The sequence below is a fragment of the Rania fehmarnensis genome (assembly GCF_056494185.1).
This window is the reverse complement of record NZ_CM151398.1, coordinates 2,722,451-2,746,916: the sequence shown is the minus strand read 5'-3', so window position 1 is coordinate 2,746,916 and position 24,466 is coordinate 2,722,451. Positions and strand designations below refer to the sequence as shown.

Sequence of the window (24,466 nt, the reverse complement as noted above, 5' to 3'; positions counted from 1 at the left end):
ACTGCTCCAGGGCTACCCTTGGCCAATCGACTCCAGTCCGCACGCTGCTTTGACCCGATTGAGCACGGTTGTAGCGGTTGCACGAGCCTTGGCGGCGCCCTCGCGTAAGATCTGCGACACCCTGTCTGGATCTTGCTCGAGCTCCGCGCGGCGTTGCCGGGCCTCAGCGAAATAGCGGTCCGCTGCGTCAGCCAGGGCTTTCTTGACTTCACCATAACCAAAGCCACCTCGCCGATACAGCGCGTCCATCGTGGCTAGTTCATCGGCGGTGGCCACCAATTTATAGAGCTGAAAAATCGTATCCTTGTCAGGATCGGCCGGAGCCTCCATCGGGCGACTGTCAGTCACGATCCGCATGATCTTTTTGCGCACAGCTTTGGGATCTTCAAAGATGCCGAGTGTGTTGTTGTAGCTCTTGGACATCTTCTCGCCGTCCAACCCCGGTACCTTGGCCGTGTCAGCCATCAAGCGAGGTTCGGGCAGAACAAACGCTTTGCCAAACTGGTGATTAAAGCTGCCCGCCAAATCGCGGCAGACTTCGATGTGCTGCACCTGATCCTGACCCACCGGCACCCAGTTGGCATCGTAGGCAAGGATATCAGCAGCCATCAACACAGGGTAAGTGAACAACCCCGCATCGGCCGTGATGCCGCGAGCTTGTTTGTCCTTGAAAGCATGGCAACGCTCCAGCAATCCCATCGGTGTGCCAGTCATCAATATCCAACACAGCTCACTAACCTCGGGTACATCCGACTGCACAAACAGGGTAGCTTTGTTGGGATCCAGACCCAGTGACAGCAGATCGATGGCCGCATCGCGTGTCAGCGCGTGCAATTGCGCGCGATCGCGCACAGTCGTCAGCGCATGCAAGTTGGCAATGAAGTAATAACTTTCATGTCCATGCTGCAGATCGATGTATTGCCGGATCGCGCCAAAGTAGTTGCCCCAATGAAAACGACCGGTGGGTTGAATGCCAGAGAGAACGCGCATAGTTATTCGAAATGTTTACTTGGTGACAAGAGGTTCAATGGTTGAAGTGGTCGGTCCACCGGCGCGACTGGTTAACATCGAACCTGTGACTTGCGCGACCGAAGTGCATTTCAGTTCAGCCACGGCCGCTGGCAGTTGTTCCACCAAACGTTGGCTGACACCTGGATCGTAATAGTTGGCAGTTCCGATCTGCACGGCACTGGCACCGGCGACCAAAAACTCCATGCAGTCATCGATCGTGGCAATACCACCGATGCCCACGATTGGGATGTCGACGGAGCTAGCAACCTGGTAGACGCAGCGCAGAGCAACTGGTTTGATCGCCGGCCCACTGAGGCCACCCACTACGTTGCCGAGAATGGGTTTGCGCCCTCGCCAATCGACAGCCATACCCAACAAAGTATTGATGCATGAAACCGCATCCGCACCAGCGTCGGCCGCGGCTTTGGCTATGTCGACGATACGAGTCACATTGGGAGTCAGCTTGGCCAGGATGGGCAGCGAACATGCGCTGCGAACACCATTGACTACCGCATAACACGCTTGTGGATCGGTACCGAAATCAACGCCACCGGTAACGTTGGGACACGAGATGTTCAATTCCAGTGCAGCCACCCCCGGACCGGCCGCTTCGATCCGTTTGGCTAGTTCAATGAACTCTTCAAACGATTTGCCAGCTACACTTACGATCACCGCTGTGTCGAGCGTGCGCAAATAGGGCAAGTGGTTGACGACAAACGCGTCTACTCCATCGTTATCCAGCCCAATAGAATTCAGCAGACCAGCGGCGGTTTCAACTGTTCGCCAGGGAGTATTGCCCGGTCTGGGAGCGAGCGTAATCGTCTTGGGCAAGACGCCGCCCAGACTGGCAATGTCGACCAGTCCCTGCATCTCGCGAGCGTAACCAAACGTGCCGCTGGCCGTCAGAATAGGGTTGCGCAAGGTCAGCCGCCCCAGACGCACGCTCAAGTCGATGGTTGTTGGACTCTGACCAGTTCCGCTCACGAACAAGTTACTCCCATTCAATCGTGGCTGGCGGTTTGCTCGAAATATCGTAAACCACGCGATTAACGCCGCGAACCTCGTTAATGATACGACTGCTAATGCGCGCTAGAAGTTCGTACGGCAACCGACTCCAATCAGCCGTCATGAAGTCTTCGGAGTTGACCGCGCGAATGGCCACAGCATTTTCGTAGGTACGACAGTCACCCATGACTCCCACGCTTTGCACCGGCAAGAGCACGGCAAATACCTGAGAGGTTTGTCGATATAAACCAGCCGCTTGAATCTCGCTGACCACGATGGCATCCGCATCGCGCAGGACCCTTAACTTCTCTTCTGTGACCTCACCCAAACAGCGCACAGCCAGGCCTGGGCCTGGGAATGGATGCCGCCATACCAACTGTTCGGGTAAACCTAATTCCAGTCCCAACTGACGTACTTCATCCTTGAACAGATCGCGGAGTGGTTCGACCAGTTCAAAGCCCAGTTGTTCTGGCAAGCCACCAACGTTGTGATGCAGCTTGATGGTGGCAGCCGGTCCGTCAGGCGCCGCGCCGCTTTCGATCACATCGGGATAGAGCGTACCTTGGGCCAGGTACTTGGCACCTTGAATGGCTGTGGCTTCTTCTTTGAAACACTCGATGAACATGTAACCGATGCGTTTGCGTTTCTCTTGCGGTTCGGTGATGCCCTTCAGATCATCGATGAAACGATCGCGGGCATCGACGACATGCAGGTCAGCTTTAAAGTGATTGGTGAATTCCGCTAACACAGCCGCTTGTTCGTCTTTTCGCAGCAGACCGTTGTCTACCAGAATGCAACTGAGTTGCGAACCAATGGCCTTATACAAAAGAGCTGCCGTCACGGCGCTATCGACACCACCGGAGAGACCGCAGATGACGCGTTCTTTGCCGATGCGCGCTCGCAGGCGTTCGATTTCTTGGGCGGCAAAATCGGTCAAGTGCCACAGACCTTCACAGCCGCAGATGCCATAGAGAAAATTATGCAGGATGGTTCCACCCAGCGGCGTGTGCGTTACTTCTGGATGGAATTGAAGGCCATACAGTTTCAGCTCGGTGTGCCTGACTGCGGCCACCGGGCAAGTGCTGGTCGATGCTAAGGATTCAAAGTGAGTCGCGATCTGCGAGACCTGATCTCCGTGGCTCATCCACACATCGGTCTCGTTAGGCAAACCTGCCAACAAGGGATCCTGACGATTCCCAACGCGCAGCACAGCGCGTCCGAATTCGCGGGTGCGGCAATTGACGACTTCACCACCCAAGGCCTGGCAGGCCAACTGCATGCCATAACAAATCCCCAGGACAGGTATCCCCAGATGAAAGATGCCGGGGTCACACTGCGGAGCGCCTTTGGCATAAACGCTGGCCGGACCGCCTGAGAGGATGATGCCCATCGGTTTTTTGGCAGCCACAGCGGCGGCGGGCAAATCGTTGCGCACGATTTCACAGTACACGTTTTGCTCGCGGACGCGACGTGCGATCAGCTGGGCATACTGCGATCCAAAGTCAAAAACCAAAACCTTCTCAGCCGAGGGGTTTTTCGCGTCAGAGGTCATCAGCTGTTCCTAAATCGTATCGCCTGAGCCCGAGTTGGCAGTATTCTGCTGTGGTTCAGCGGCCCAAGCGCCCAGGCCCCCAGTTTTTGCGGCCTATGAAAGCATCGCAGTATATCGACCAGGCACCATTTGTACGACGGGACAGGTATGACCCACGAGAAAACGATTCGCCCCCGCTCCGGTTACCAGCCGCTTTTCCGCGCCTTATTCACCCTCTTGATTGTGGCCCCGGCGATCGTCATCGCCACCGCCAATGCTGGACTTTCGCCGCCCGTGGCGGCCCCCCTGGTCGTGTTGGCGGCCATTTTAGCTCTGTCGGCCTTCATTTACCTGTTTGGCCTGGTTGCGGTCGCCCCCAATGATGCGCGCGTGTTCTTGCTCTTCGGCGAGTACATAGGTACCACCAAAGACAGTGGATTCTACTGGGTCAATCCCTTCTATTCCAAACGAGTCATATCGCTCAAGGTCCGCAACTTCGAAACTGGCTCCAAGAATGTACCAGCCACCCACGATGCGGCCGGTAAAGTGCTCGACCGCGCTTCGCGTACAGTTGGTCGCCCATCCAAGGTCAACGATCGCGATGGCAACCCAATCGATATCTCGGCCGTGGTTGTTTGGAAAGTTGTCAACACGGCCGAAGCCATGTTCGAAGTGGACGACTACGAAGACTTCGTCGCAGTCCAAAGCGAAGCGGCTCTGCGCAGCCTGGCGTCGCGCTATCCCTACGATAGCGAAGACCACGAGACGAGCTTGCGCGGAAGTACTGACGTGATTTGCGACCAACTCCGCCAGGACATCCAGGACAGACTTCACAAAGCTGGGGTCGAAGTCATCGAAGCTCGCATTAGCCACTTGGCCTATTCGGCTGAAATTGCCGCGGCCATGCTACAGCGACAACAGGCTCATGCGATCGTGGCCGCGCGCACCAAAATCGTCGAGGGTGCGGTCGGAATGGTCGAAATGGCGCTGCAAAGGCTCTCGGAAGGAAAAATGGTCGAGCTTGACCCAGGCCAACGCACCGAAATGGTCTCAAACTTGCTGGTGGTGCTTTGCAGCGACCGGCACGTTCAGCCGGTGATTAACACGAGTACCCATAACTAGGCGGAATGGTTTGGCCAAACACGATACGTTCCTACTGCGAATAGACCCTGTAATCCTCAAAGCTGTGAAGCAATGGGCAGCCGACGAACTGCGCAGCGCCAACGGCCAGATTGAGTTTCTTTTACGCGAAGCATTAAGTCGATCTCAGCGCCTGCCTCAGTCTCGCGTCGGCGAAGGCAATGGCAACGAGCATGGTGAGGGCGTTAACGGCTCTAGCTATGCCGAAAGCGATGCAATGAGCTCGGAAAATAGTGCATCTGGTGAAGAGAGCTAACACCACAGTGTGTTGATCCAGTAGTTCTTAGTCCACTTGTTCAGCAAGAATCGCTCGATCAGCGGCCAGTTGCTGGTCGCTGATGCGTCGATTCGTTTTGCCAGCGTTCAACCCCTCAGCTGGCGATTCTTCGTAGCTCTGGTGGGTTCGCTCGCCTTCGCCTCTTGCCTGTCCCAACGCCAACCCGGACAATAGCGACGAGGGCCGGATCACGAGTATCTGTCCAGTTCGGCTAAGGCTCATTTCTCGGGCGTCTAATGAATTCACGTCGATCGCAAATTGAATCCATGTTGGAGGGCGAACCAAACGATCGTTTTTTGCGATATTGTTTGGCCGTTGAGATGCATGCCGACGGCGAGACCGAGGCGGCGGTTGGGAAATTTGACGAGTTGTGCCGCGAATCTCCGCCCCATGTCGCCGCATTTTTCCGACAAGCTCAGCTGTTGGTTGAACTGGAACGTATCGACCAGGCCCGTAGCGTCTTGCGAGAGGGTATTGAGACCGCTCGTCAGCAAGGTGATTTGCATGCGGCAGGCGAGATGAGTGAACTGCTGTCGGATTTGGGACAGCTGGGCGAATAACCATGACCCACCCACGAGCCTAAGGCAAGGACTGCCCATGGCAGCAGAACAAACTCGAATTCAAGCGGACCTGCGAGGGTTGGTGGCCGGTGACGTCGCCTGCGATCCGTTAGCAGTTCGCATGTATGCCAGCGATGCCAGCATTTATGAAATCGAACCGCTGGGGGTTGTTCGCCCGCGCTCGACCGAAGATGTCGTGCGGACCGTCAAGTACGCTGCAGAACACAACCTATCGCTGTTTCCACGTGGCGGTGGCAGCGGGCTGGCCGGGCAGTCGCTTGGACGGGGACTGATCCTGGATTTTTCACGGTACATGCGCCGTACGCAGTCACCTCAATCGAATCTAGTTCGCGTACAGTGTGGTATTGTCCAAGCCGATTTGAATCGCACGCTCAATGCGCACGGATTATTGTTTGGACCCGATCCCGCCACACGCAGCGTATCATCGATCGGCAGCATGCTGTCGATCGACGCAGCCGGGAGTCACTTTCCGCGATATGGTTCCGCCGGTGATTGCGTGGAATCGCTGCAAGTGGTCTTGGCTAGTGGCGAAGTAGTCGAGATGAGCCAACATGCGTGGGCCGCCGATCGCGAGCCGGCGACGCTGGTGGAAAGCCTGGCCAGTCGGGTAGGTCAGCTACTGCAGCGTCACTCTGCACTGCTACTGCGTCCGCCTTGGAATGAGGTGGCACGGGGTTGCGGTTATCGAGTTGAAAAGACGCTGGATGGCGACCAGGTCGATTTGGCGCGCCTCATGTGTGGGGCGGAAGGTACGCTGGGCATCATTACCGAAGCCACCTTGCGTTTGGAACGCATCCCCGAAGTGCGTGGCGTCATCTTGCTGTTCTTTGATCGCCTGGACACTGCTGCCAAAGCGGCGTTGGATGTTGCCAGTGACGAGATAGCAGCCTGCGACTTGATGGACCGACGGCTGCTGGAGATCGTACGCGATGCCGAAGGCGAATACGCAGCCCTGCTGCCGCGCGGCGCTGAAGCCATGTTGCTCATCGAAATGCAGGGCAGCGATCCGGTTGCCGTGCGCCAGCGACTAAACGGTTTGGTCCAACGCGTTCAGCGCAAGGGCCGCACTGCCATATCGTATCGTTTGACTGTCGATCGCGAAGAACGCGATTGGTTGTGGCGTTTGGCGAGGCGCGTCATTCCACGCCTGTATCGACTGAAAGGCTCGACTCGCGCGCTGCCCTTCGTCGAGGACATCGCCATTCCACCCAAACGTTTACCTGAGTTCCTGGTGGAAGTTCAGAACATACTCAAGAGTCATCGCGTCACGGCGACGGTCTTTGCCCACGCCGCGCACGGTCATTTGGACCTGCGCCCCTTTATCGATCTATCCAGTCGCGAAGACACCGATCGCATGGAGCGTTTGAGCGACGCCATCTATACCAAAGTGCTCGAGTTCGGAGGCTGTATATCCGGTGAACATGCTTTGGGACTTAGTCGCGCCGCCTTTGCGGAAAAGCAACTCGGACCGCGGCTGGAGTTATGTCGGGAACTGAAATCGATCTTTGATCCGACGGGTATCTTGAATCCCGGCAAGTTTTTGAGCGCCACTCCTCAGCGCGTTAACGATTTTCTGCGCAGTGTGCCCGATCACACGAAAGTCATGTACGTCGACGAGCGCTTGAATGACTCTAACAGCTCCGATACGACCACCAGTAAGGTTGACGAAGACAGCAACAGATCCTCGCTGAACGATGAAGCCGCTCGCCTCTCAGACTCTTCCAGTGGCTCAGGCACCAATAGCACTTTAGCGATGAAGCAAGTTGTATTGCCGCTGCTGTTGGATTGGACCGGCAGTGAATCGATTTCGCAAGTTGCTCGCAGCTGTAACGGTTGCGGTCGCTGTCGCACCAGCGCTTCGGCCGAACGCATGTGCCCTGTATTTCGCATCCACAAAGGAGAAGAGGCTTCGCCCCGCGCCAAAGCCAATTTGATGCGCAGCTTGCTCACGGGCCACTTGGAACCGCAACTCTTTGAAAGCGATGAGCTCAAAGCGGTTGCCAACCTGTGCTTTAACTGCCATCAGTGCCGTGCAGAGTGTCCAGCCGGTGTCGACATTCCCAAGATGGTTATAGAGATGAAAGCCCAGCACGTCGCCAGTCACGGCTTGTCGCTGAGCGATCGGCTGATGAATCGGCTGGATTGGCTAGCCAGCCTCGGCAGTCGTTTTCCCAACGTAAGCAACTGGGCGATCGACAACCCCCGCATGCGTTGGCTGCTGGAAAAGTTAACGGGCATCGCACAAGCTCGCAAACTGCCCCGCGTTTCGCGCCGCAACTTTTTACATTGGGCCGCACGACGCAAGATTCATCGTCCGACCAAGACCGGCGGTCGTAAGGTGATGTTCTTTGTCGACCAGTATGTCAACTGGCACAATCCTGTTCTAGGCCGTGCGCTGGTCGAAGTCCTGCAGCATCAACAGGTCGAAGTCTACTGTCCCACTGCGCAGAATCCAAGTTATATGGCCATGATTACTTCAGGCGACGTCAGTCGCGCTCGCAAGTTAATCAAGTCGAATATCGAACTGCTGGCCGATGCGGTGCGGCAAGGCTATCACATCGTCACCACTGAACCGTCGGCTGCGATGTGTTTGACCCAAGAGTATCGACAGTTGCTGGACAACGAAGATACGCGGTTGATCGCTGAGAATACTTCGGAGTGCTGCTCGTATTTGTGGCAAATGCACCTGCAGAACGAACTCGAATTAGACTTCCGTCCGATGAATATGAGCATCTTGTATCACGAACCCTGCCACTCGCGCATTCTCGATTCGCGACGGCCTGCGCTCGAGTTGATTCGCTTGATACCTGGCATTCAAGTATTCGACGCGGCAGCCGGCTGTAGTGGGATGGCCGGCACCTGGGGATTGAAGCAAGAAAACTTTCGCTCCAGCTTGCGCATCGGTCGCGGATTGATGTCAGCAGTCAAAGAAACACCAGCCCAGTTGGGCATTACCGAATGCACGGCCTGCAAACTTCAAATGGAACAAGCCACCACCAAACCCGCAGTCCACCCTGTGGCTCTATTGGCTTACGCTTACGGCACCATGCCTCAGCTAGGTGCCTGGTTCTCATCACGCCATGAAGGCTTGGTAGTCGGGTAGGCTAAACCGACGGCATTAGCCGCGGTTTGAGAACGTTCAGGATCAACTAATCCGACGGCGTTAGCCGCGGTTCGTGAATGTGTAGGATCAATGGATGCAGCAACCGGGGCTAACGACCACGGCTTAGTCCCACCACCATTGGCTTTCGGGGATGTTCTTCAGCGTGACTTGTTCGCGTTGCGTGGCTGCGGTGCCATCGTCCTTGCGAATGTTGTTTTCGTTCAAAGCCTTGCGGGCTTCGATCGCTACGCCTCCACCGATAGGAGTGACCAACTGATTGCCTTTGATGAAGGCGTTGACTGCGGTTTCAACCTGCTTGGGTGCGGGCAGTGTTTCGATCGCAAAGCGTGATTCATCGCCCAGGACACCGAGGTCCCAATTGGCTTGATCATAGAAGTGACGATCTTGCATGTAGGCCGCGACGATCGACATATCGATCAAGTTGCGGAGCTGTGCGTAGATTGGGTTGCGGGCAGCGATGGCTTCATATTTCTTGGTGAATTCCGAGCAATAAACTTTGCTGGCTGCGTTGCTCTTAGCCGAAGCCACGCGTGAACCATCGGCACGAACCAGTTCGTCTTCGCCGATCAGTTTCACTCCTTGACCGACCAGTTTCATTGCCAGTCCATCTTCGCTAACAGCCAACGCTTCGTAGTTGGGAACAAAGTACCAACGCACCATTGCGCTGTTGCTGCCACCAAAACCCATCTTCTGCACGTAGGTGATCATAGGAACGACTGGCGCTTCCAAGCCGATACCGATCAACTTCATACGATAGTCGGCTTCAGTCATCACGTGAGCAAAGTGAGTATTGGGAGAGACACCGCGAATGGAAACGGTTTGCAAACCCAAGCTGTTTCGCAGGGCATTGGCAATCATCGGCGCTTGTTCGGGGCCTTGGAACTGACCAGCCAACTGACGCAGCGCATCTTGATAACGCTTCAGACCTTCTTGAGTCGGATCGATCGATACGCTGATGACGTTCGAACTATCGCCCGTTGGTGGGAAGGCACGCAGAGCAACGGCCAAGTCATCCAATAGCAGAGTCGGCTTGCCCGTTTCGATACCGATCACACGGCCGGTTGAGTCTTCGGTAAAGCCTTCAGCTGGACCGGCAATAACAATCTCGTTGCTCTCCGGATAGAAGAGCACGTATTCAATCTTGGTCAGACCGGCTAGGGCCATCATCTCTTTGGCTGGCTGCTTGCCGTCGGCCAATTGAGCTGCCAAGGCTTTTTCAAGCCGCATCAGCGAGACTTTTCGCATCTTGCTGGGCTGAGCCAAATCAGTCGGCAAAGCGCGGCGGGCCGCCATGGCTCGTTGCAGGGTGACTCGCGGATCGTTGTAACGCAGCTGCAAGACTCCGCTAGCATCGATCTCCACACCGGCTGGCACAACCGGGCCGTTATTATTGTTGTTGTTATTGTTGTTGTCGCCGTTGTTATTGTTGTTATTGTCCTGAGCCGAAGCGTGCGATGCGCAGACTACCATCATCGCCATAGCGACGGCTGAGTAGGACAACAACTTCCCAATGCGCTGGATGCAAAAGCTCCGCATCGTAAATTCCTGCTTCGAATGAGGTGAGCCGACAAGTGAGGCGCTGACAACCAAGAGCAAGCGCCTTCCACTCACAGTAATCCAGCCTCAGGCTACCTGCAACTAATTGAAGCCAAAAGATAGCCTCAGAAGAGCAACCACCCCCCAAATCGGTAGTGCGCACCCGATTCTCGTAGCGGAATGCGTCAAGCATTTCGTGGTTCTCGTAGCGGAATGCGTCAAGCATTTCGGCCGACGCACTTCGATAACGAAAGCCTTGACGGCTTCCGCTACGGGAACTCCGAAAGCCTTGACGGCTTCCGCTACGAGCCGAGCCGTTACGATTCCGCGAGCTCGCGACCTAGTCGAGCGTAAAGTTCTCGCTGCTCAGGGGTCACCTCAGGATACTGCAGGTTTAAGACTTCCAGGCGGGCAGCAATAATGTCGGCAATCGCAGCCCGAGCGTACCACTTGTTATCGCCAGGAATCACGTACCAGGGCGCCCATTCCGTGCTGGTTTCGCTTAACACGGCTTGGAATGCCTCTTGATACTCGGGCCACAGTTTGCGTTCATCCAGATCCTTGGGATTGAACTTCCAATTCTTCTCCGGTTGGCTAATGCGCTCTAGCAATCGCCCCTTTTGTTCTTCAGGCGACACGTGCAAGAAGAACTTGAGCACTTGCGTACCATTGGAGACCAAGGATCGCTCGAAGGCGTTGATTTCTCTGTAGCGCTGTTTCCACAGTTTTTCCAGCGATTTTGGCTTGTCCGGTTTGAGCCCCGGCAAGCGCTGCGGCTCGAGGAATTGCGGATGCACGCGTACGACCAGGACCTCTTCGTAATAGGAACGATTAAACAGGCTGATCATTCCACGCTCGGGCAAACAACCCATGGCGCGCCATAAAAAATGGTGCTTCAGCTCTTGTTCGTTCGGCGCTTTGAACGCATATGCCCGACAGCCCAAAGGGTTGACGCCGCTCATCACGTGGCCAATGGCCCCGTCTTTGCCCGAGGCATCGATGCCTTGGAATATCACCAGCAGAGCATATTGGTTGCTGGCATACAGCCTCTCTTGAGCCTCTTGCAACGCCTGCACATCCGCCGCCAGTGCATCGGCGGCCAGGTCCTTGGCCAGCGATTCTTTACCCGCTTTCGTGGACCATTTGGACAGTTTCACCGAGCTTTCAGGCTTCACCTCGAAATCGCGCAGGTCAAAGCGGTGTTTCTTGCCCATTGTTCAGCTCCCAGGTGTTCGCTTTAAAGTTAATTCATGGTGCCGATCGCAAAGGCTGAGGCTCGGCGCCGTCCAAGTGTACGGCATTGTAGGTGCCTTTACCACCAAACCCACACCCGCCACCTCTCCAGGGCTTCGGAGATCGTCCAGCATTGAGTTGTGCAATTGCCTGGCGTTGAGGGTTCTGGGTGGCACTGGTGATGCGAAGCACTGCCAGTGCCACCCACAGGCCTTTGAACCAAACGGTTGCCAGAACGACGGACAACAATCAAAATGTACACAACTCTGATCGGGACAATCCCTTATTTTTGCAAAGTCATCGGCCATGAATGCCCGCTCACGTCGCCGCCGCAATCGCAACTTGCAAGTCGAATCCCTGGAGACACGACGCCTGTTCGTCGTCGAAATCACCGTCGCTGGTCCCGTGGTTTCTGCTTTCTCAACCTTTGGCCAGGTCACCGGGCTGAAGATGGAAGTTTCTCAGCAACCAGCCAATGTGCGGACGATTGATGGCGCGGGAGTGCGTCAGGCGATTCGCGAGATTGACGGAGTGCTGTATTCGGTCAGTGGCAATACGATCTTTGAAACCAGCGTCTCAACCGGTGCCACCCAGACGTTTACCTTGACTCCGCTGGCCGGCAGCAACAAGGTCGAAGTCCATGACATTGCTCAAATCCAAGGCGTGGTGACGATTGTAGGCGCATCGTTGGATGACAAAGGATTGCCCGATACCAGTCCCCGACCGACAATTTGGAATACCGATGGCGTACCCACCGTCATCGGTCCCGCTGGTGTTAACGGCAAAGCAACCTTCGCCAATTCAGCCTCTAGTATCATCGGAGGCTTTTATAGAAAGTCGTCCGGCGAATACACTCCGTGGCTTCACTCAGACTTAGGTGATTTTGATTTGCCGGGTTCTGAAAACGCTGCGGCTGAGCAAATGGTGACAGGTGCTTCGGCCTCAGGATATTACCTGGCGGGCTATGAATCCAATACGCCCATGTTCTGGGTCGCCGATGCAGACCCTACAGCAGGGCTCTACACGCTCTTCCTTTCGCCCGAGTTGCCACTGCTGTACCCAGAGGGAGCCGTGTTGGGCAGCGCGGGTAAGAAATTCCAAATCGTAGAAGATGCCGAAAACTACATTTCCATCTTGGGCCAGTTCGATCAACCGGTTTTCAATCAGGGGCAACTGGTCGGTTATCAGAACCATGCCGCTATCTGGACACAGAGTGGCGATTTGGAACACGACTTTGGTGCCAATACTGAAATGTTGGGAGTGGAAGTCTTCGGGACAAGACTGGTCGTACTGCATCGCAATTCGATCAGCCTGATTGAACGCGATGGCTTGATCAGTGTGACCACTATTCCCTTCAACAATCTCCTGCCTGAATTGCCTCCCGCAGGTACGACGACACGCATCCTCGATCGAGCCGCGCTGATCATTGGCGATCCTGGGCAAGGTTTGCTGGGGATCAATTATTCTGAAACCACTGCTGGACAGACTCAAAACAAAGTCTTGATCGTGCAACTGAAGGTTCCCAACAAACTCGATATCGACAAGGAAGATGACGGGACCTTCGACGCCGATTTCACAGGCAGCGAGATGGTGCAGCCTAATTTTGAACCCCTGGGTTATGGATCGAAAACCCTGCGAGCCCGAGTCTCCTACACCGATGGCTCAACCGCAGACGCCGTCACCACCTATGAGTCTTTGCGATTTGACGCCAGCCAGCTTGAAGGTAGCAATGTCTTGAGGATTGGTGGTACCGGCGGAGCTGACACAGCCAACCTCACGCAGTTGGAGGCGGGCAGCTATCGAGTATCCATCGCTGGACAATCTCGCGATTTTTCAAATGTCGATTCGGTAATCGTCAACTTGAGTGAGGGCGACGATACTCTAGTCCTGACCGGCGGTATCGCCATCGATCTGACCGCGCTTAATGCCGTCGAAACGATTGACATGACCGACAGCGGGGTTCAGTCGCTGCAACAGATCGACGAAAACGCCGTGGGTTTCCAAGTCGGGGTCGATACACCGCTGCTCATTAAAGCCAATACAGATGATTTGGTGGAAATTGTCGGCGACTGGGTCGTAGAGTTACCGCTGCTGACCGACAATCGCGCGACTGCCAAACTAACATCGCAAGACTATACGCTGCTCATCCAGAACGGGCTGTATACCAATCCCATCGACAACCTGGACGTGACCTTCGACAAATTTATCACGGCTCGCGATGCCTTGTTGATCATCAACCACATCAATCAGTCCGGTGGTGGTCTCAACCCAGCCATTGATGGCTATTTAGATGTCAACGGTAACGGCTCGATTACGGCACTGGATGTGCTATTGGTGATCAACCACATCAACACCAGCGGAGCAGGGGAGGGTGAATCAACCATCGATGATCTTACGGCGGTTAGTCGCGCCGGCATCGAACCTGACCAACTTCAGGCAACAGATCTGGAGCAGGTAGCCCGAACTGGCAAGCGCCGCTATGTCTAGAAATATCTTAAAAGCATGCCCCTGGATGAGCTAACCTTTCGTTTACTGGCTGCGGTCGCCGCTGGAGCGGCCATTGGCATGGAACGGGAATTGCGAGACAAGGCCGCCGGATTGCGAACGCACATTCTGGTTGCGCTCGGAGCGGGCATGTATCTGATCATGGCCGCGCATGTTTCCGAGCAAACCCAACAACCAGGAATCCAGCCCCTCGATCCGCTGCGCGTGTTAAGCGGACTGATTGGCGGAATCGGTTTTCTCGCAGCCGGAGTAATCATCGAGCAGCGCGGCAACGTGCGAGGTTTGACCACCGCAGCCAGCCTGTGGATGTCCGCTGCCCTGGGCGCCGCCGCAGGCCTGGGACTATTCGTCTTGGTCGGACTGGCTGTAGCTGTAACGCTACTAGTGCTCTGGCCTGTGCAGTACTTCGAGCACCGCGTCATCAAGGACAAGAAGCCCAGCTGACCGGTGTTCAAGCTGATTCTGGTTAGACCTGCTTCAGTTAGAACTGAAGCCAAACGGGACTAACTTTTCTCGCGCCAGTGGATTCTTGACGAACTGGCGATAACACTCCGGACAAAGATCGAAGCGTTTGCGTTCGAAGATGGGTCCAACATCGCCGTCGAGCGTTTCATCTTCCACTTGATCCAACAACGCGTCCATCTCCAAGAGTGCATCTTCATCGTGATCGTGCTGGCAATCTTCACAGTCAATGGTTGCTTCGATTTCCATTTTAACGACATAGCGCACAGCATCGCGTCCTTCAATTGGACGTTTGCAACGATCGCAACTGTAATGGATCATGGCCGCTGAATCTCTCCGAAGGAAGAAAACATCTGGAGGCCACAAACGCGGTTTAGCTGACAAGTGGTCGAGAACAAGTGCGAAAAGTGAATCAATGAAAGTGAAATCAGTAGCTCGTCCATGTCAGCCCAAGTGCGTTGGGCCAGGTAATCTGCGTCGATCGCCTGAGCTTCATCCTAAACTGATTACCGCCTGGGCTGCAAGACTTGATCTGCTTATAACCAGATCGCTGCCAGAAAAATGATCAACATTATCGTGCCGCACATCAACTTGCTGAGCGTGCCGAGGATGCGACCAATAAACGCAGCACTACCGACTTGCAAAGATTGCTCCCAATGCTTTCCATCGGTCCGCTCACCGTAGACGGCTCCCACCAGTGCGCCCAGTGCACTACCGACTACAGACGCTATCACATTGCCGATGATCGGAATGCCCGATCCCAAAAACAGTCCTATCACCGCTCCGGCAATCGACCCAGCCAGTGCATACCATGTGCTGCGAGCGCTGCCACCGAGCTTCTGTACGCCCAAAGCCCCGGCCAGAAACTCGATCAGCTCTCCTAAGCCCGCGAAGATCAACAAAGCAATCAACGCCTCCAGGCTAACGGCCACCACCGACTCAGGATTGGCCACCGCCCAGGACACCGTGGCCAGGCACACAATCATCCAATTGCCTGGCAATCCCAAGACCCCCACCGCCCAGGCGACCACCCCCAGCACCGAAACCAATATTGCCAATGAAATCTCCCACATCCGCTGATCCTCTCTCCTGAGTAATTCGCCGCCGCCAGTGAATTATTTGCCCGACCACTTCACCCGAATGACCGCAGCCCTGGGCCACCAGCTAGTTTCTAACCAGTCTGGTCGGTAGAATGCAGTGTCGAAATTGACGCACATCAATTGCTTTTCGGGTCCGTACGGTTCATCGAAGTTTCACCCTTGTGAAGTCGGAGGTGGTTATGTCGGAAGGCTCTGCGCTGGAATGCAGCGTCCTGGTTCTCAATCGATTCTACATGGCTGTACGCGTGGTCAACGTCCGGAGAGCGATGACATTGCTATATCGCGGTTGTGCCGAAGTGATCACGATCGAAGAAGACCAGTACTACAACTACGACTTCGATGCCTGGTGTGAAATCAGTCAGTTTCATGCAATGGAAAAGCAGCCCGGCGAGGACTACCTGAAAGCTCCTCAGTTCGATTTGCAAGTGCCCCGAATCGTACGTCTAACGCGCTACGATCGCTTGCCCAAAAGCTCCGTGCGCTTCAATCGCCGGAACCTCTTCGCCCGCGATAATCATGCCTGTCAGTATTGCGGCACCCAACGACCGATGAGCCAATTGAGCCTCGATCACGTCATCCCACGCTCGCTAGGCGGTAAGACAACCTGGGAGAACATCGTCTGCTGCTGCTTGCCATGCAATTCGCGCAAAGGCGGTCGCACTCCAGTGCAAGCTGGTATGAAACTGCTGAGCAAACCGATCAAGCCCAACAGCAACCCGGCGATGGTTATTCCACTGACCGATCCCCGTTACGCCAGTTGGAAATGCTTTCTTCCCAACGCGTCGCCTGTGTGAGCGATCTGATTGTCTCCTTTCGCTCCGCGAAAGGCTTGATTGTCTGCTTTCGCTCCGTGATAAACCCGAAACCTTTCGCGGAGCGAAAGGAGACACTAGCGTTTGCGATAGTTTGCCCCAACGGGCCGTACGGGCCGAACAGGCATCGGCGGCAAATGCGGCAATTTAAGTGGTTCAATATGCAATCGCAAAGGGCCATAACAGTTATTGAAGTCATCAATAAACTCTTGTGGCTCCTCTTCGGGCAAACAGATGGTGCCGACGACACGATTGTCTTGCCGGATCACTCCTGTCATCGGTTCGCGCTGATAACTACTTGACATAGGCGGGGCTTTCCTGAGCCTGACTGTGAACTATTTGACACAGGCTTACCGATGCCGATGCCAAATCGTCCACTACGGTTGCGGTTCCGTCATTCGAAATGGATCTAGTGCCTCCCGCAACGTATCCTGCGGCAAGATCCCATCATCTTCACACAATTGTCGAATAGTTTTGCCGGTGGCGAAAGCTTCTTTGGCTAATTTTGCGGCTTTTTCGTAACCGATCAGCGGATTGAGACTGGTGACCATCGACAAGCTCTGCTCGACCGATGCTTCACAGCCTTGTGGATTAGCTTCCAGCCCATCCATGCAGAACTCGATAAAGGCGTTGACGCCATTGGCCATCAAATGAATGCTCTCGAGCACCGTGTGGCCCATAACTGGCATCATGATATTCAGCTGGAAATTGCCGCCGGTGGCACCGCTGATCGTAACTGTCTGGTCATTGCCAATGACGCGCGCGGCCACTTGCATCAAACTTTCGCACATCACCGGGTTTACCTTGCCCGGCATGATCGAACTGCCCGGTTGTCGATCGGGCAATATCACTTCAAAAAATCCACAGCGCGGTCCAGACCCCAGCCAGCGAATATTGTTAGCCACATTCAGTAGCGTAGTGGCAATCGTCTTCAGGCTGCTATGGCAATCGACCAGGCCATCCCGCTGGGCATTGGCTTCGAAGTGATTGGCCGCTTCGACAAACGCAATGCCAGTCCGCTCGGCCACCGCCTGGGCCACGCGGGCACCAAACTCTGGATGCGTATTGATGCCACTACCGACGGCTGTACCACCGACCGGCAATTCCAGAACGGCATTCAAGGCGATCTTGACTCGCTCGACCGACAGTTGCAGTTGCCGAGCAAAGCCGCCGAACTCTTGTCCCAAACGCAAGGGCGTCGCATCCATCAAGTGCGTGCGTCCGATTTTGATAATGCGATCCCAGGCGGCTGCTTTCTCTGCTAGCGACGCGTGAAACTTTTCCAGAGCCGGCAACAGCGATTGCTTAATCTCGCAGGCTACGGCCACATGGATGGCTGTGGGAAACGTGTCGTTAGTGCTCTGGCCCATGTTGACATGATCGTTGGGATGGATCGGCTTCTCTTTGGCCAATCGGTCACCGCCCATCATCTCGATGGCTCGGTTGCTGATCACTTCGTTGACGTTCATATTGCTCGAGGTGCCCGATCCGGTCTGGAAGACATCGACCGGGAATTGATCGGCCAGTCCGCCATCAGCCACCTCCAGCGCCGCCGCTAACATCGCCTCGACTTGCTCGCTGGTCAGCGGATTCTTGCCGCTGCCGACAAGTTTGTTGAGATCGCGATTGGCGACACCGCACGCGTATTTGACTAGCCCCATAGCTCGAACCAGCGCCGGGGGCAGACGCCAACCCGAAACCGGAAAATTTTCGACCGCTCGCTGGGTCTGGGCACTGTAGTAGGCCAGGGCAGGGACACTTACCTCGCCCATCGAATCGTGTTCAATTCTAAATTCAGACATTTTTCCAAGAGATGCTAAGTTGCCAATGAATTAACCTAAAGCAGAAACAGCATCCTACCGTACTTGCCCGCTGCAGACGACGGGTGGAAGATGAGCATAATAAGTACGTCGACACGTCCTAACCAGATTACACACGATGCCCAAACCTGGTCGCTATCAACATTACCAATCGGCGTACGAGCAGGCTGCCCCCGAGCCTAGCGGCCTGGCGACGACGGCCAGCGGCTGCGGTTATCTGCTGTATGTGCTGGCCGTGACCACCGTTATGTTGATCATCAATGCGATCGTGTGCCTGTCGATCCATTCGGCCGTGATGAGCTTTGGGCCGAGCTACATGCGCGACAAGACAGGCTTCGGCCCACACCTCGCGCAGCTTTTCTTCTTTGTGGTCCCAGTCGTCCTGACCATCATTCAGTGGAACTTGCTCGATCGACTCAACCGCATGTTTCGCGGCCGCTGAGTGGTGAGGGCTGAGCGTTGCGTGGTGAACTCCCCTTACTCCAAGCCCTCAAAGAGTTGCTGTAGCAATTGCATCGGCTCGTCCAGCGGTGACTGGCCGCCTTTGGTCAGGTCCCAGGCTACCAGCCACCGAGTCGAAACAGAATGCATGCCAAAGTCTTTGACCAAGCGCTCGTGAAAATCATTCAAATGAGCCGCACCGTAGAAGATCGCGATGCGTTTCTGGCCGCCGGCCAATTGTTGCTGCAATACCTTTACGGCCGCCTGGTTGCGGTCGGTCACCAACATCTGGTTCAGCGTACTACCCAACGCTTGATCTAACGAACCGCTGGTTGCCAACTGTTTGGCCAAAACTTGTTTCAGCTTGAGTGGGTCGGTCAGCAACTGGCCGATATCTAGATTCTCATCCAAGAGGGGCTGCGCCGTGCCTTGACTGGCCGCCAAATTTTGTTGCCTGAGCACATCGGCAATTGTACTGAGAGCCACGGTAAAGGGTGTATCGCCGCGCTCCGCCATCTTTTGCGACATCTGCGCCGGCGTCATGTCGGCTCGCACAAAGTGCTTCTTGGTGTAATCCACTTGAGCCAACTGCGACTCCAAGGCTAACATCGACCGCGCCGACTCCTGCAGCATGGCCACCGGATGCTGAGTTCCTTCTGGTCGACCACCTTTGGGAATAACGGTGCCTTCAGGTGCAACCAGTTCGTACAGGACGACATCGTACTTATCGAACAGTTCGTTGAGCGCGTCGTAATACTGTTGCTCGCCGATATGAACTGCGCCGATCAGATCGATTTCGGCTCCCGCGACGCTTTCGGATTCGTAGTGCACGACCGCCACTTCTAACGCGGTGGGTCGTCCTGACTTCTCGACATAACGCAGAAACTTGGGCGCTTCGCTTGTTTGAACTTTCGTTTTCGCCGCGGCTTCCTGAACGGATTCCTGAGCTCGCAGCCAGGTTGTATTCAGACTGGAAACACACGCCAGGATCAGGCACGACCAATAATTCCACCGGGACATACGCTGGTCCTTAAATCGCTAGTCGCTCAACAGAATGGGCACACACCCAAGTGTGTTCGCCGGCGCATCGCAGATCTTGAGATCTTGCCTACCAAAATCTGAAATTTCGAAACCCAAGCTCGAATTCCAAAATTGGCAGGTTGCGATCACCCCACCACATCCTTTACCACGCGGCCGTGCACATCGGTCAAGCGAAACTTGCGACCTGCGTACTCGTAAGTCAATTGCTCGTGATCGATACCCATCAAATACAGCAACGTAGCGTGCAAATCATGCATGTGCACTTTGTTCTCCACGGCCGTGTGACCGAATTCATCCGTTTGGCCGATGCTCTTACCTGCAGCGACACCGCCACCGGCCAGCCACACAGTAAAGCCGCTGGGGTTATGGTCGCGCCCGGTACCGTTCTTTTCCGAATACGGTGTTCGCCCAAACTCGCCTCCCCACCAGACCAAGGTGTCTTCCAGCAATCCGCGCTGCTTCAGATCACCCAATAGCGCACCAATGGGTTGATCAACCGCGCGAGCATGATCAGCATGTTTGGGCAAGTTGGAGTGTTGATCCCAAGCCGGGTTGGCTGAGTTATCGCCGTAGTTGACTTGGACAAATCGCACGCCCGATTCCGACAGTCGCCGAGCTAACAAACATTTTTCACCAAAGCCGCGCGTGATCGGGTTATCCAGTCCATAAGCGGCCAGCGTCTGAGCGCTCTCGCGCTGCACATCAAATACTCCCGGCGCGGCCGTCTGCATGCGCCAACCTAGTTCGTAGGACTGCAAGGCGGCCTGGAGCTCACTGGGACTATGCTCGCCGCGGCGGGCAAGCTGCTCGCGATTGAGCGCCTGGATGAAATCCAGTTGTCGTCGCTGTGCGGTGCGCGATCCATTCCAGGGGCCACCACTGGTGACCAGGTTCTCGATCTGCAAATTACTCGACTCAGTACTGGCCGAGCCGATGGCCGTGCCTTGATGAGTAGCAGGCAAAAACGCCGCTCCATAGTTGCGCGGCCCCCCATTACCGATCGACGGCGCAATCGAGACGAAAGCCGGCAAGTCTTCGTTCTCGCTGCCCATGCCATACGAGACCCACGATCCGAACGAGGGCCGCACAAAGTTGGTGGAACCGCAATGCAAAAACAAAGTCGATGGACCATGCGCCACCCCTTCGGTGTGCATCGAGTGCACCAGGCACATATCGTCGACATGCTGAGCCGAATGTGGAAATAGGTCCGAGACCCAGCGCCCCGTTTGACCGTACTGTTTAAAAGCCCAAGGAGATTTCATGACGCGGTGCGTTTGCCCCTTTAGACCGGTCTTGGCTAACACGCGATCATCATCAAACGGCAACATCTGACCATCATGCCTGGCCAACGCCGGTTTGTAGTCGAACGAATCAACGTGACTGACGCCACCCTGCATGAACAGGAAGATGATACGTTTGGCCTTGGGCGCAAAGTGCAGCTGGGTACCGGCCATGGCAGCTTGAGTTAGCAAGGCACCACTGGCCAAGCCACCAAACCCGCAAGCCGTCTGCATTAGCCATCGCCGCCTGTCCAGCATCGCTTGAATCCTTCACCTCGAGATCAAATTTCTTCAACTAGCTATTCTAGTGGAAAACCGGCTGCGGTTACAAATCTCAGACTTCAAATCACTTGAAAAGTCGCAGCTGTTTTTTGAAAGCTGACCAATTGTTGGGCTTGCCACTGGTGATCGCGCCCCAGTTCGCCGGCCATCAGCTCAGCCACTTGCGGCGCAATCGCCAAGGCGGCGACTGCATGCATGAATAGGGCTCGCGTACGGCGAGCCAAGACGTCTTCAACGCTACAAGCCATCTCGTGGCGCACCGCCCACAAAACTTTGGCCGGCGTCACCGGCACGCGCGCATCACAGCGCTCGTTGCCCAAGGGTATGGATCGGCCCAGCAGTTCAACACTAGCCGCCTCGCTACCGTAGATAGCCATATCCGCAGGCATGGTCATATCGCGCTGGCCATCAGCCTCCGTGAGAGATTCGGAGCCAGCCCCGGTAATTAACACGCTCCGTGTAACACACGGCTGCCTGGCCAGGCCAGCCCAGTTAGCGGCTTGATCGACACAGTCCTCGGCCATGCGGCGATAGGTGGTCCACTTGCCACCGGTAATCGTCACCAGTCCATTATCGCTGATCTGAAGCGTGTGGTCGCGCGAGAGTTGCGAAGTGCGTTTACCGGGCTCGCCCAACACCAGCGGTCGAATGCCAGTAAACACGCTTTGAATATCACTGCGGCGGGGTGCCTTAGGCAAATAGGCCGATACAGTCTCTAGCAAGAAATCAATCTCTGCCGCTTGCGGCTGGGGTTCTAGCGCTACAGAGTCAATAGCCGTATCCGTTGTCCCTAACACGACCACGTCATGCCAAGGAATCAAAAACACGACGCGACCATCCGCAGTCTTGGGGACCATCATGGCGCTGGTGCCCGGTAGAAAATGTTTGGGCAACACTACATGGACGCCCTGACTAGCCGCCACCAAGGGCCGAACTTGCGGTTGATTCATTCGACGCACGGCATCGCAGAATGGCCCAGTGGCGTTAATGACCACACGCGCGAAAGCCGTATGCTCGCGTGCGTGTTCAGTGTCCTGCCAGCGGACACCGCTAATGCGACCAGATGCATCCTTCGCTAGATCGACCACCGGCGCATAGTTCAGCAAACACGCTCCATGTCGCACGGCCGTTTGCGCCAGGTTAATCAACAAGCGCGCATCATCGAACTGACCATCGTGATACAAGATGCCCGCGGCGCACTGGGCGCCGTCGAGTGTAGGTATGTGTCCCAACACCGCCGCGCGGCCCAAGCGTTTCGATTTGCCCAAGTTACTTTGGCCAGCCAGCCAATCATACAGTTTCAACCCGGTACCATAGAAGAAGGCTTGCCACCAAGTAGCGCACGGAATAATGAATGGCAATTCATGCACGACATGCGGTGCGTTCTTGAGCAAGATGGACCGCTCCTGGAGCGCCTCGCGCACCAGGCTGATATTGCCTTGCTTCAGATAACGCACGCCACCGTGTACCAGCTTGGTGGATCGACTGGATGTCCCTTTCCCAAAATCGCTTTGCTCCAACAGCAGCACCGAGTAACCGCGCGTAGCTGCATCGAGCGCAATGCCCACCCCGGTCGCGCCACCACCAATCACGATCATGTCCCATATCGTATCGCCTTGGGCATCGACGGCGCGGGTGAGTTGATCGTCTCTGCGAAATTGATTCACTCAGCTCTGCTCCCAGTGCTTGGATCGCTCGACCGCTTCGCGCCATCGCTGACGACGCACGGCAACTTCGTCGCTGGACATCTGTGGCTGAAACGTCTTTTCAGCTTGCCAGACTTTTTCGATCTCAGCTGTGTCCTGCCAAAAACCTACAGCCAAACCAGCCAGATACGCGGCCCCCAAGGCTGTCGTTTCGATGATCTTGGGACGCACTACCGGCGCCTGGAGCAGATCGGCCTGGAACTGCATCAACAAATCATTGGCAGCCGCACCGCCATCGACGCGTAGCTGCGCAATTGGAATACCACAATCATCGCGCATGGCGTCCAAGACATCCGCCACTTGCAGGGCAATACCCTCCAGCGCCGCGCGGGCTATATGCGCCGCCGTGCTGCCGCGAGTTAAGCCTATAATCAATCCGCGTGCATGTGGATCCCAATGCGGCGCGCCTAGCCCCGCAAAGGCTGGCACCAAGACCACGCCGCCCGTATCCGGGACGCTCAACGCCAGCGGTTCGATATCCTTCGATGACTTGATCACCCCTAAACCATCGCGCAGCCACTGCACGGCTGCGCCGGCAATGAAGATACTGCCTTCAAATGCAAAATTGCATTGCCCCTGGGCACCTAGCTTCCACGCCGTAGTCGTCAGCAAACGATGACGCGATTGTTTGGGCTCCTGGCCAATTTGCATCAGCATGAAACAACCCGTGCCATACGTGTTCTTGACCATCCCATGCGATACACAATTCTGTCCAAACAAAGCCGCTTGTTGATCACCGGCTATACCGGCCAGGGGAATGGCATGACCCAGCAGTTCTGTGCTCGTTTGACCATAAACGTCGCTGCTAGCGCGTATTTCGGGTAGCAGGCTGCGCGGAACATCCAACAGCTCCAATAATTCATCGTCCCAATCAGCAGTGGCCAAGTTGAAGAGCATGGTGCGCGAAGCATTACTGACATCCGTGATGTGCAACTGGCCTTTGGTTAACTGCCATATCAACCAACTGTCGATCGTCCCGAAAGCCAACTGGCCAACTTCCGCGCGTTGACGCGCGCCAGGAATGTTATCTAGCAGCCAGCGTACCTTACTGCCCGAAAAGTACGCATCGATAACCAAGCCTGTTTTGGCTTGAATGAAGTCTGTATGACCTGCGGTAATCAATTGTTGACACAGCGGTGCCGTTCGTCGATCTTGCCATACAATGGCCGGTGCAATCGGCTGTCCAGTAGCCCGATCCCAGAGAACAGTTGTTTCGCGCTGGTTGGTAATACCGATGGCAGCAATCTCACTAGCCGAGAGGCCTGATTTGGCCAGAGCTTGTTGAGCTGTAGCCAACTGCGTTTGCCAGATTTCCAGTGGATCATGTTCAACCCAGCCAGGCTGAGGATAACGCTGAGTGAATTCTTGCTGAGCCACAGCCAAGATGTTGGCCTCGCGATCAAACACCAGTGCCCGCGAGCTGGTCGTCCCTTGATCCAGAGCCAATACCGCCTTCATGATCATCCTTTTGCTTGGGGAGTAAGGGGCTCCGCTTTCTTCGCCCCACCGAGCGCGAGCCGACGGCCCCACCTAGCTTGTCTCGGTGGACCGATGACTGATTGGCTAGGTCATTAACCCT

At 55.5% G+C, this 24,466-nt stretch carries 22 protein-coding genes; 8 read left to right on the top strand and 14 right to left on the bottom strand.

Annotated elements, in window-relative coordinates; all coding sequences use genetic code 11:
* Positions 1-12 precede the first annotated feature (12 nt).
* From trpS to guaA, 3 genes are read right to left on the bottom strand one after another with little or no spacing between them, the layout of a single operon-like run.
* Positions 13-990 (bottom strand): tryptophan--tRNA ligase, encoded by a 978-nt coding sequence (gene trpS, locus SH573x_RS09240; RefSeq protein ID WP_479354391.1) that lies wholly within the window; start codon positions 988-990, stop codon positions 13-15.
* A gap of 15 nt (positions 991-1,005) precedes the next feature.
* Positions 1,006-1,995: a dihydroorotate dehydrogenase gene (locus SH573x_RS09235; RefSeq protein ID WP_479354390.1), complete on the bottom strand. Its 990-nt coding sequence runs from the start codon at positions 1,993-1,995 to the stop codon at positions 1,006-1,008.
* 7 nt (positions 1,996-2,002) lie between these two features.
* Positions 2,003-3,568 (bottom strand): glutamine-hydrolyzing GMP synthase, encoded by a 1,566-nt coding sequence (guaA, locus tag SH573x_RS09230; protein ID WP_479354388.1) that lies wholly within the window; start codon positions 3,566-3,568, stop codon positions 2,003-2,005.
* 147 nt (positions 3,569-3,715) lie between these two features.
* On the opposite strand from guaA, the gene SH573x_RS09225 reads away from it, so the two are divergent.
* Positions 3,716-4,669 (top strand): SPFH domain-containing protein, encoded by a 954-nt coding sequence (locus SH573x_RS09225; RefSeq protein ID WP_479354386.1) that lies wholly within the window; start codon positions 3,716-3,718, stop codon positions 4,667-4,669.
* A gap of 10 nt (positions 4,670-4,679) precedes the next feature.
* Positions 4,680-4,943 carry a type II toxin-antitoxin system antitoxin gene (locus tag SH573x_RS09220; RefSeq protein ID WP_479354385.1) on the top strand — a complete coding sequence of 88 codons (264 nt, stop codon included), beginning with the start codon at positions 4,680-4,682 and terminating at the stop codon, positions 4,941-4,943.
* 27 nt (positions 4,944-4,970) lie between these two features.
* Here the strand turns inward: SH573x_RS09220 and SH573x_RS09215 are convergent, their stop codons facing one another.
* The gene (locus SH573x_RS09215) at positions 4,971-5,156 is read right to left on the bottom strand and encodes a hypothetical protein (protein WP_479354383.1); all 186 of its coding nucleotides are present in this window, start codon (positions 5,154-5,156) and stop codon (positions 4,971-4,973) included.
* Positions 5,157-5,200: 44 nt separating this feature from the next.
* Between SH573x_RS09215 and SH573x_RS09210 the strand changes: the two genes are divergently transcribed.
* Both SH573x_RS09210 and SH573x_RS09205 read left to right on the top strand, forming a co-directional pair.
* The gene (locus tag SH573x_RS09210; protein ID WP_479354381.1) at positions 5,201-5,524 is read left to right on the top strand and encodes a tetratricopeptide repeat protein; all 324 of its coding nucleotides are present in this window, start codon (positions 5,201-5,203) and stop codon (positions 5,522-5,524) included.
* A gap of 37 nt (positions 5,525-5,561) precedes the next feature.
* Positions 5,562-8,648, top strand: a complete 3,087-nt coding sequence (locus SH573x_RS09205) for an anaerobic glycerol-3-phosphate dehydrogenase subunit C (RefSeq protein WP_479354379.1) — start codon at positions 5,562-5,564, stop codon at positions 8,646-8,648.
* 123 nt (positions 8,649-8,771) lie between these two features.
* On the opposite strand, the gene SH573x_RS09200 is transcribed toward SH573x_RS09205, so the two are convergent.
* Both SH573x_RS09200 and SH573x_RS09195 read right to left on the bottom strand, forming a co-directional pair.
* A complete protein-coding gene (locus SH573x_RS09200) occupies positions 8,772-10,205 on the bottom strand; it encodes a DUF1598 domain-containing protein (RefSeq protein WP_479354377.1) in 1,434 nt (477 codons plus the stop codon).
* 317 nt (positions 10,206-10,522) lie between these two features.
* The gene (locus SH573x_RS09195; protein ID WP_479354375.1) at positions 10,523-11,419 is read right to left on the bottom strand and encodes a PPK2 family polyphosphate kinase; all 897 of its coding nucleotides are present in this window, start codon (positions 11,417-11,419) and stop codon (positions 10,523-10,525) included.
* Between the two features lie 325 nt (positions 11,420-11,744).
* Between SH573x_RS09195 and SH573x_RS09190 the strand changes: the two genes are divergently transcribed.
* Together SH573x_RS09190 and SH573x_RS09185 are read left to right on the top strand one after the other, a co-directional pair.
* Positions 11,745-13,925 carry a dockerin type I domain-containing protein gene (locus SH573x_RS09190; protein ID WP_479354373.1) on the top strand — a complete coding sequence of 727 codons (2,181 nt, stop codon included), beginning with the start codon at positions 11,745-11,747 and terminating at the stop codon, positions 13,923-13,925.
* A gap of 15 nt (positions 13,926-13,940) precedes the next feature.
* Positions 13,941-14,387: an MgtC/SapB family protein gene (locus SH573x_RS09185; protein WP_479354372.1), complete on the top strand. Its 447-nt coding sequence runs from the start codon at positions 13,941-13,943 to the stop codon at positions 14,385-14,387.
* Positions 14,388-14,420: 33 nt separating this feature from the next.
* On the opposite strand, the gene SH573x_RS09180 is transcribed toward SH573x_RS09185, so the two are convergent.
* Positions 14,421-14,726, bottom strand: a complete 306-nt coding sequence (locus SH573x_RS09180; protein ID WP_479354370.1) for a hypothetical protein — start codon at positions 14,724-14,726, stop codon at positions 14,421-14,423.
* A gap of 215 nt (positions 14,727-14,941) precedes the next feature.
* A complete protein-coding gene (locus SH573x_RS09175) occupies positions 14,942-15,478 on the bottom strand; it encodes a DUF456 domain-containing protein (RefSeq protein WP_479354368.1) in 537 nt (178 codons plus the stop codon).
* Between the two features lie 206 nt (positions 15,479-15,684).
* On the opposite strand from SH573x_RS09175, the gene SH573x_RS09170 reads away from it, so the two are divergent.
* Complete coding sequence (locus tag SH573x_RS09170) at positions 15,685-16,299, top strand: HNH endonuclease (protein WP_479354366.1); 615 nt, start codon at positions 15,685-15,687, stop codon at positions 16,297-16,299.
* Between the two features lie 95 nt (positions 16,300-16,394).
* Here the strand turns inward: SH573x_RS09170 and SH573x_RS09165 are convergent, their stop codons facing one another.
* Both SH573x_RS09165 and SH573x_RS09160 read right to left on the bottom strand, forming a co-directional pair.
* Positions 16,395-16,622 carry a hypothetical protein gene (locus SH573x_RS09165; RefSeq protein WP_479354364.1) on the bottom strand — a complete coding sequence of 76 codons (228 nt, stop codon included), beginning with the start codon at positions 16,620-16,622 and terminating at the stop codon, positions 16,395-16,397.
* 72 nt (positions 16,623-16,694) lie between these two features.
* On the bottom strand, positions 16,695-18,119 hold the full coding sequence (locus tag SH573x_RS09160; RefSeq protein WP_479354363.1) for a class II fumarate hydratase: 1,425 nt from the start codon (positions 18,117-18,119) through the stop codon (positions 16,695-16,697).
* Between the two features lie 136 nt (positions 18,120-18,255).
* On the opposite strand from SH573x_RS09160, the gene SH573x_RS09155 reads away from it, so the two are divergent.
* Positions 18,256-18,579, top strand: coding sequence for a hypothetical protein (locus SH573x_RS09155; RefSeq protein WP_479354361.1), 324 nt, complete (start codon positions 18,256-18,258; stop codon positions 18,577-18,579).
* Positions 18,580-18,614: 35 nt separating this feature from the next.
* Here the strand turns inward: SH573x_RS09155 and SH573x_RS09150 are convergent, their stop codons facing one another.
* The 4 genes from SH573x_RS09150 to glpK form a co-directional block, all read right to left on the bottom strand.
* On the bottom strand, positions 18,615-19,598 hold the full coding sequence (locus tag SH573x_RS09150) for a TraB/GumN family protein (protein ID WP_479354359.1): 984 nt from the start codon (positions 19,596-19,598) through the stop codon (positions 18,615-18,617).
* A 146-nt stretch (positions 19,599-19,744) separates the two neighbouring features.
* A complete protein-coding gene (locus SH573x_RS09145) occupies positions 19,745-21,157 on the bottom strand; it encodes a DUF1501 domain-containing protein (protein ID WP_479354357.1) in 1,413 nt (470 codons plus the stop codon).
* A gap of 83 nt (positions 21,158-21,240) precedes the next feature.
* A complete protein-coding gene (locus tag SH573x_RS09140) occupies positions 21,241-22,848 on the bottom strand; it encodes a glycerol-3-phosphate dehydrogenase/oxidase (protein ID WP_479354355.1) in 1,608 nt (535 codons plus the stop codon).
* A complete protein-coding gene (gene glpK / locus SH573x_RS09135; RefSeq protein WP_479354353.1) occupies positions 22,849-24,345 on the bottom strand; it encodes a glycerol kinase GlpK in 1,497 nt (498 codons plus the stop codon).
* Between the last annotated feature and the right edge of the window lie 121 nt (positions 24,346-24,466).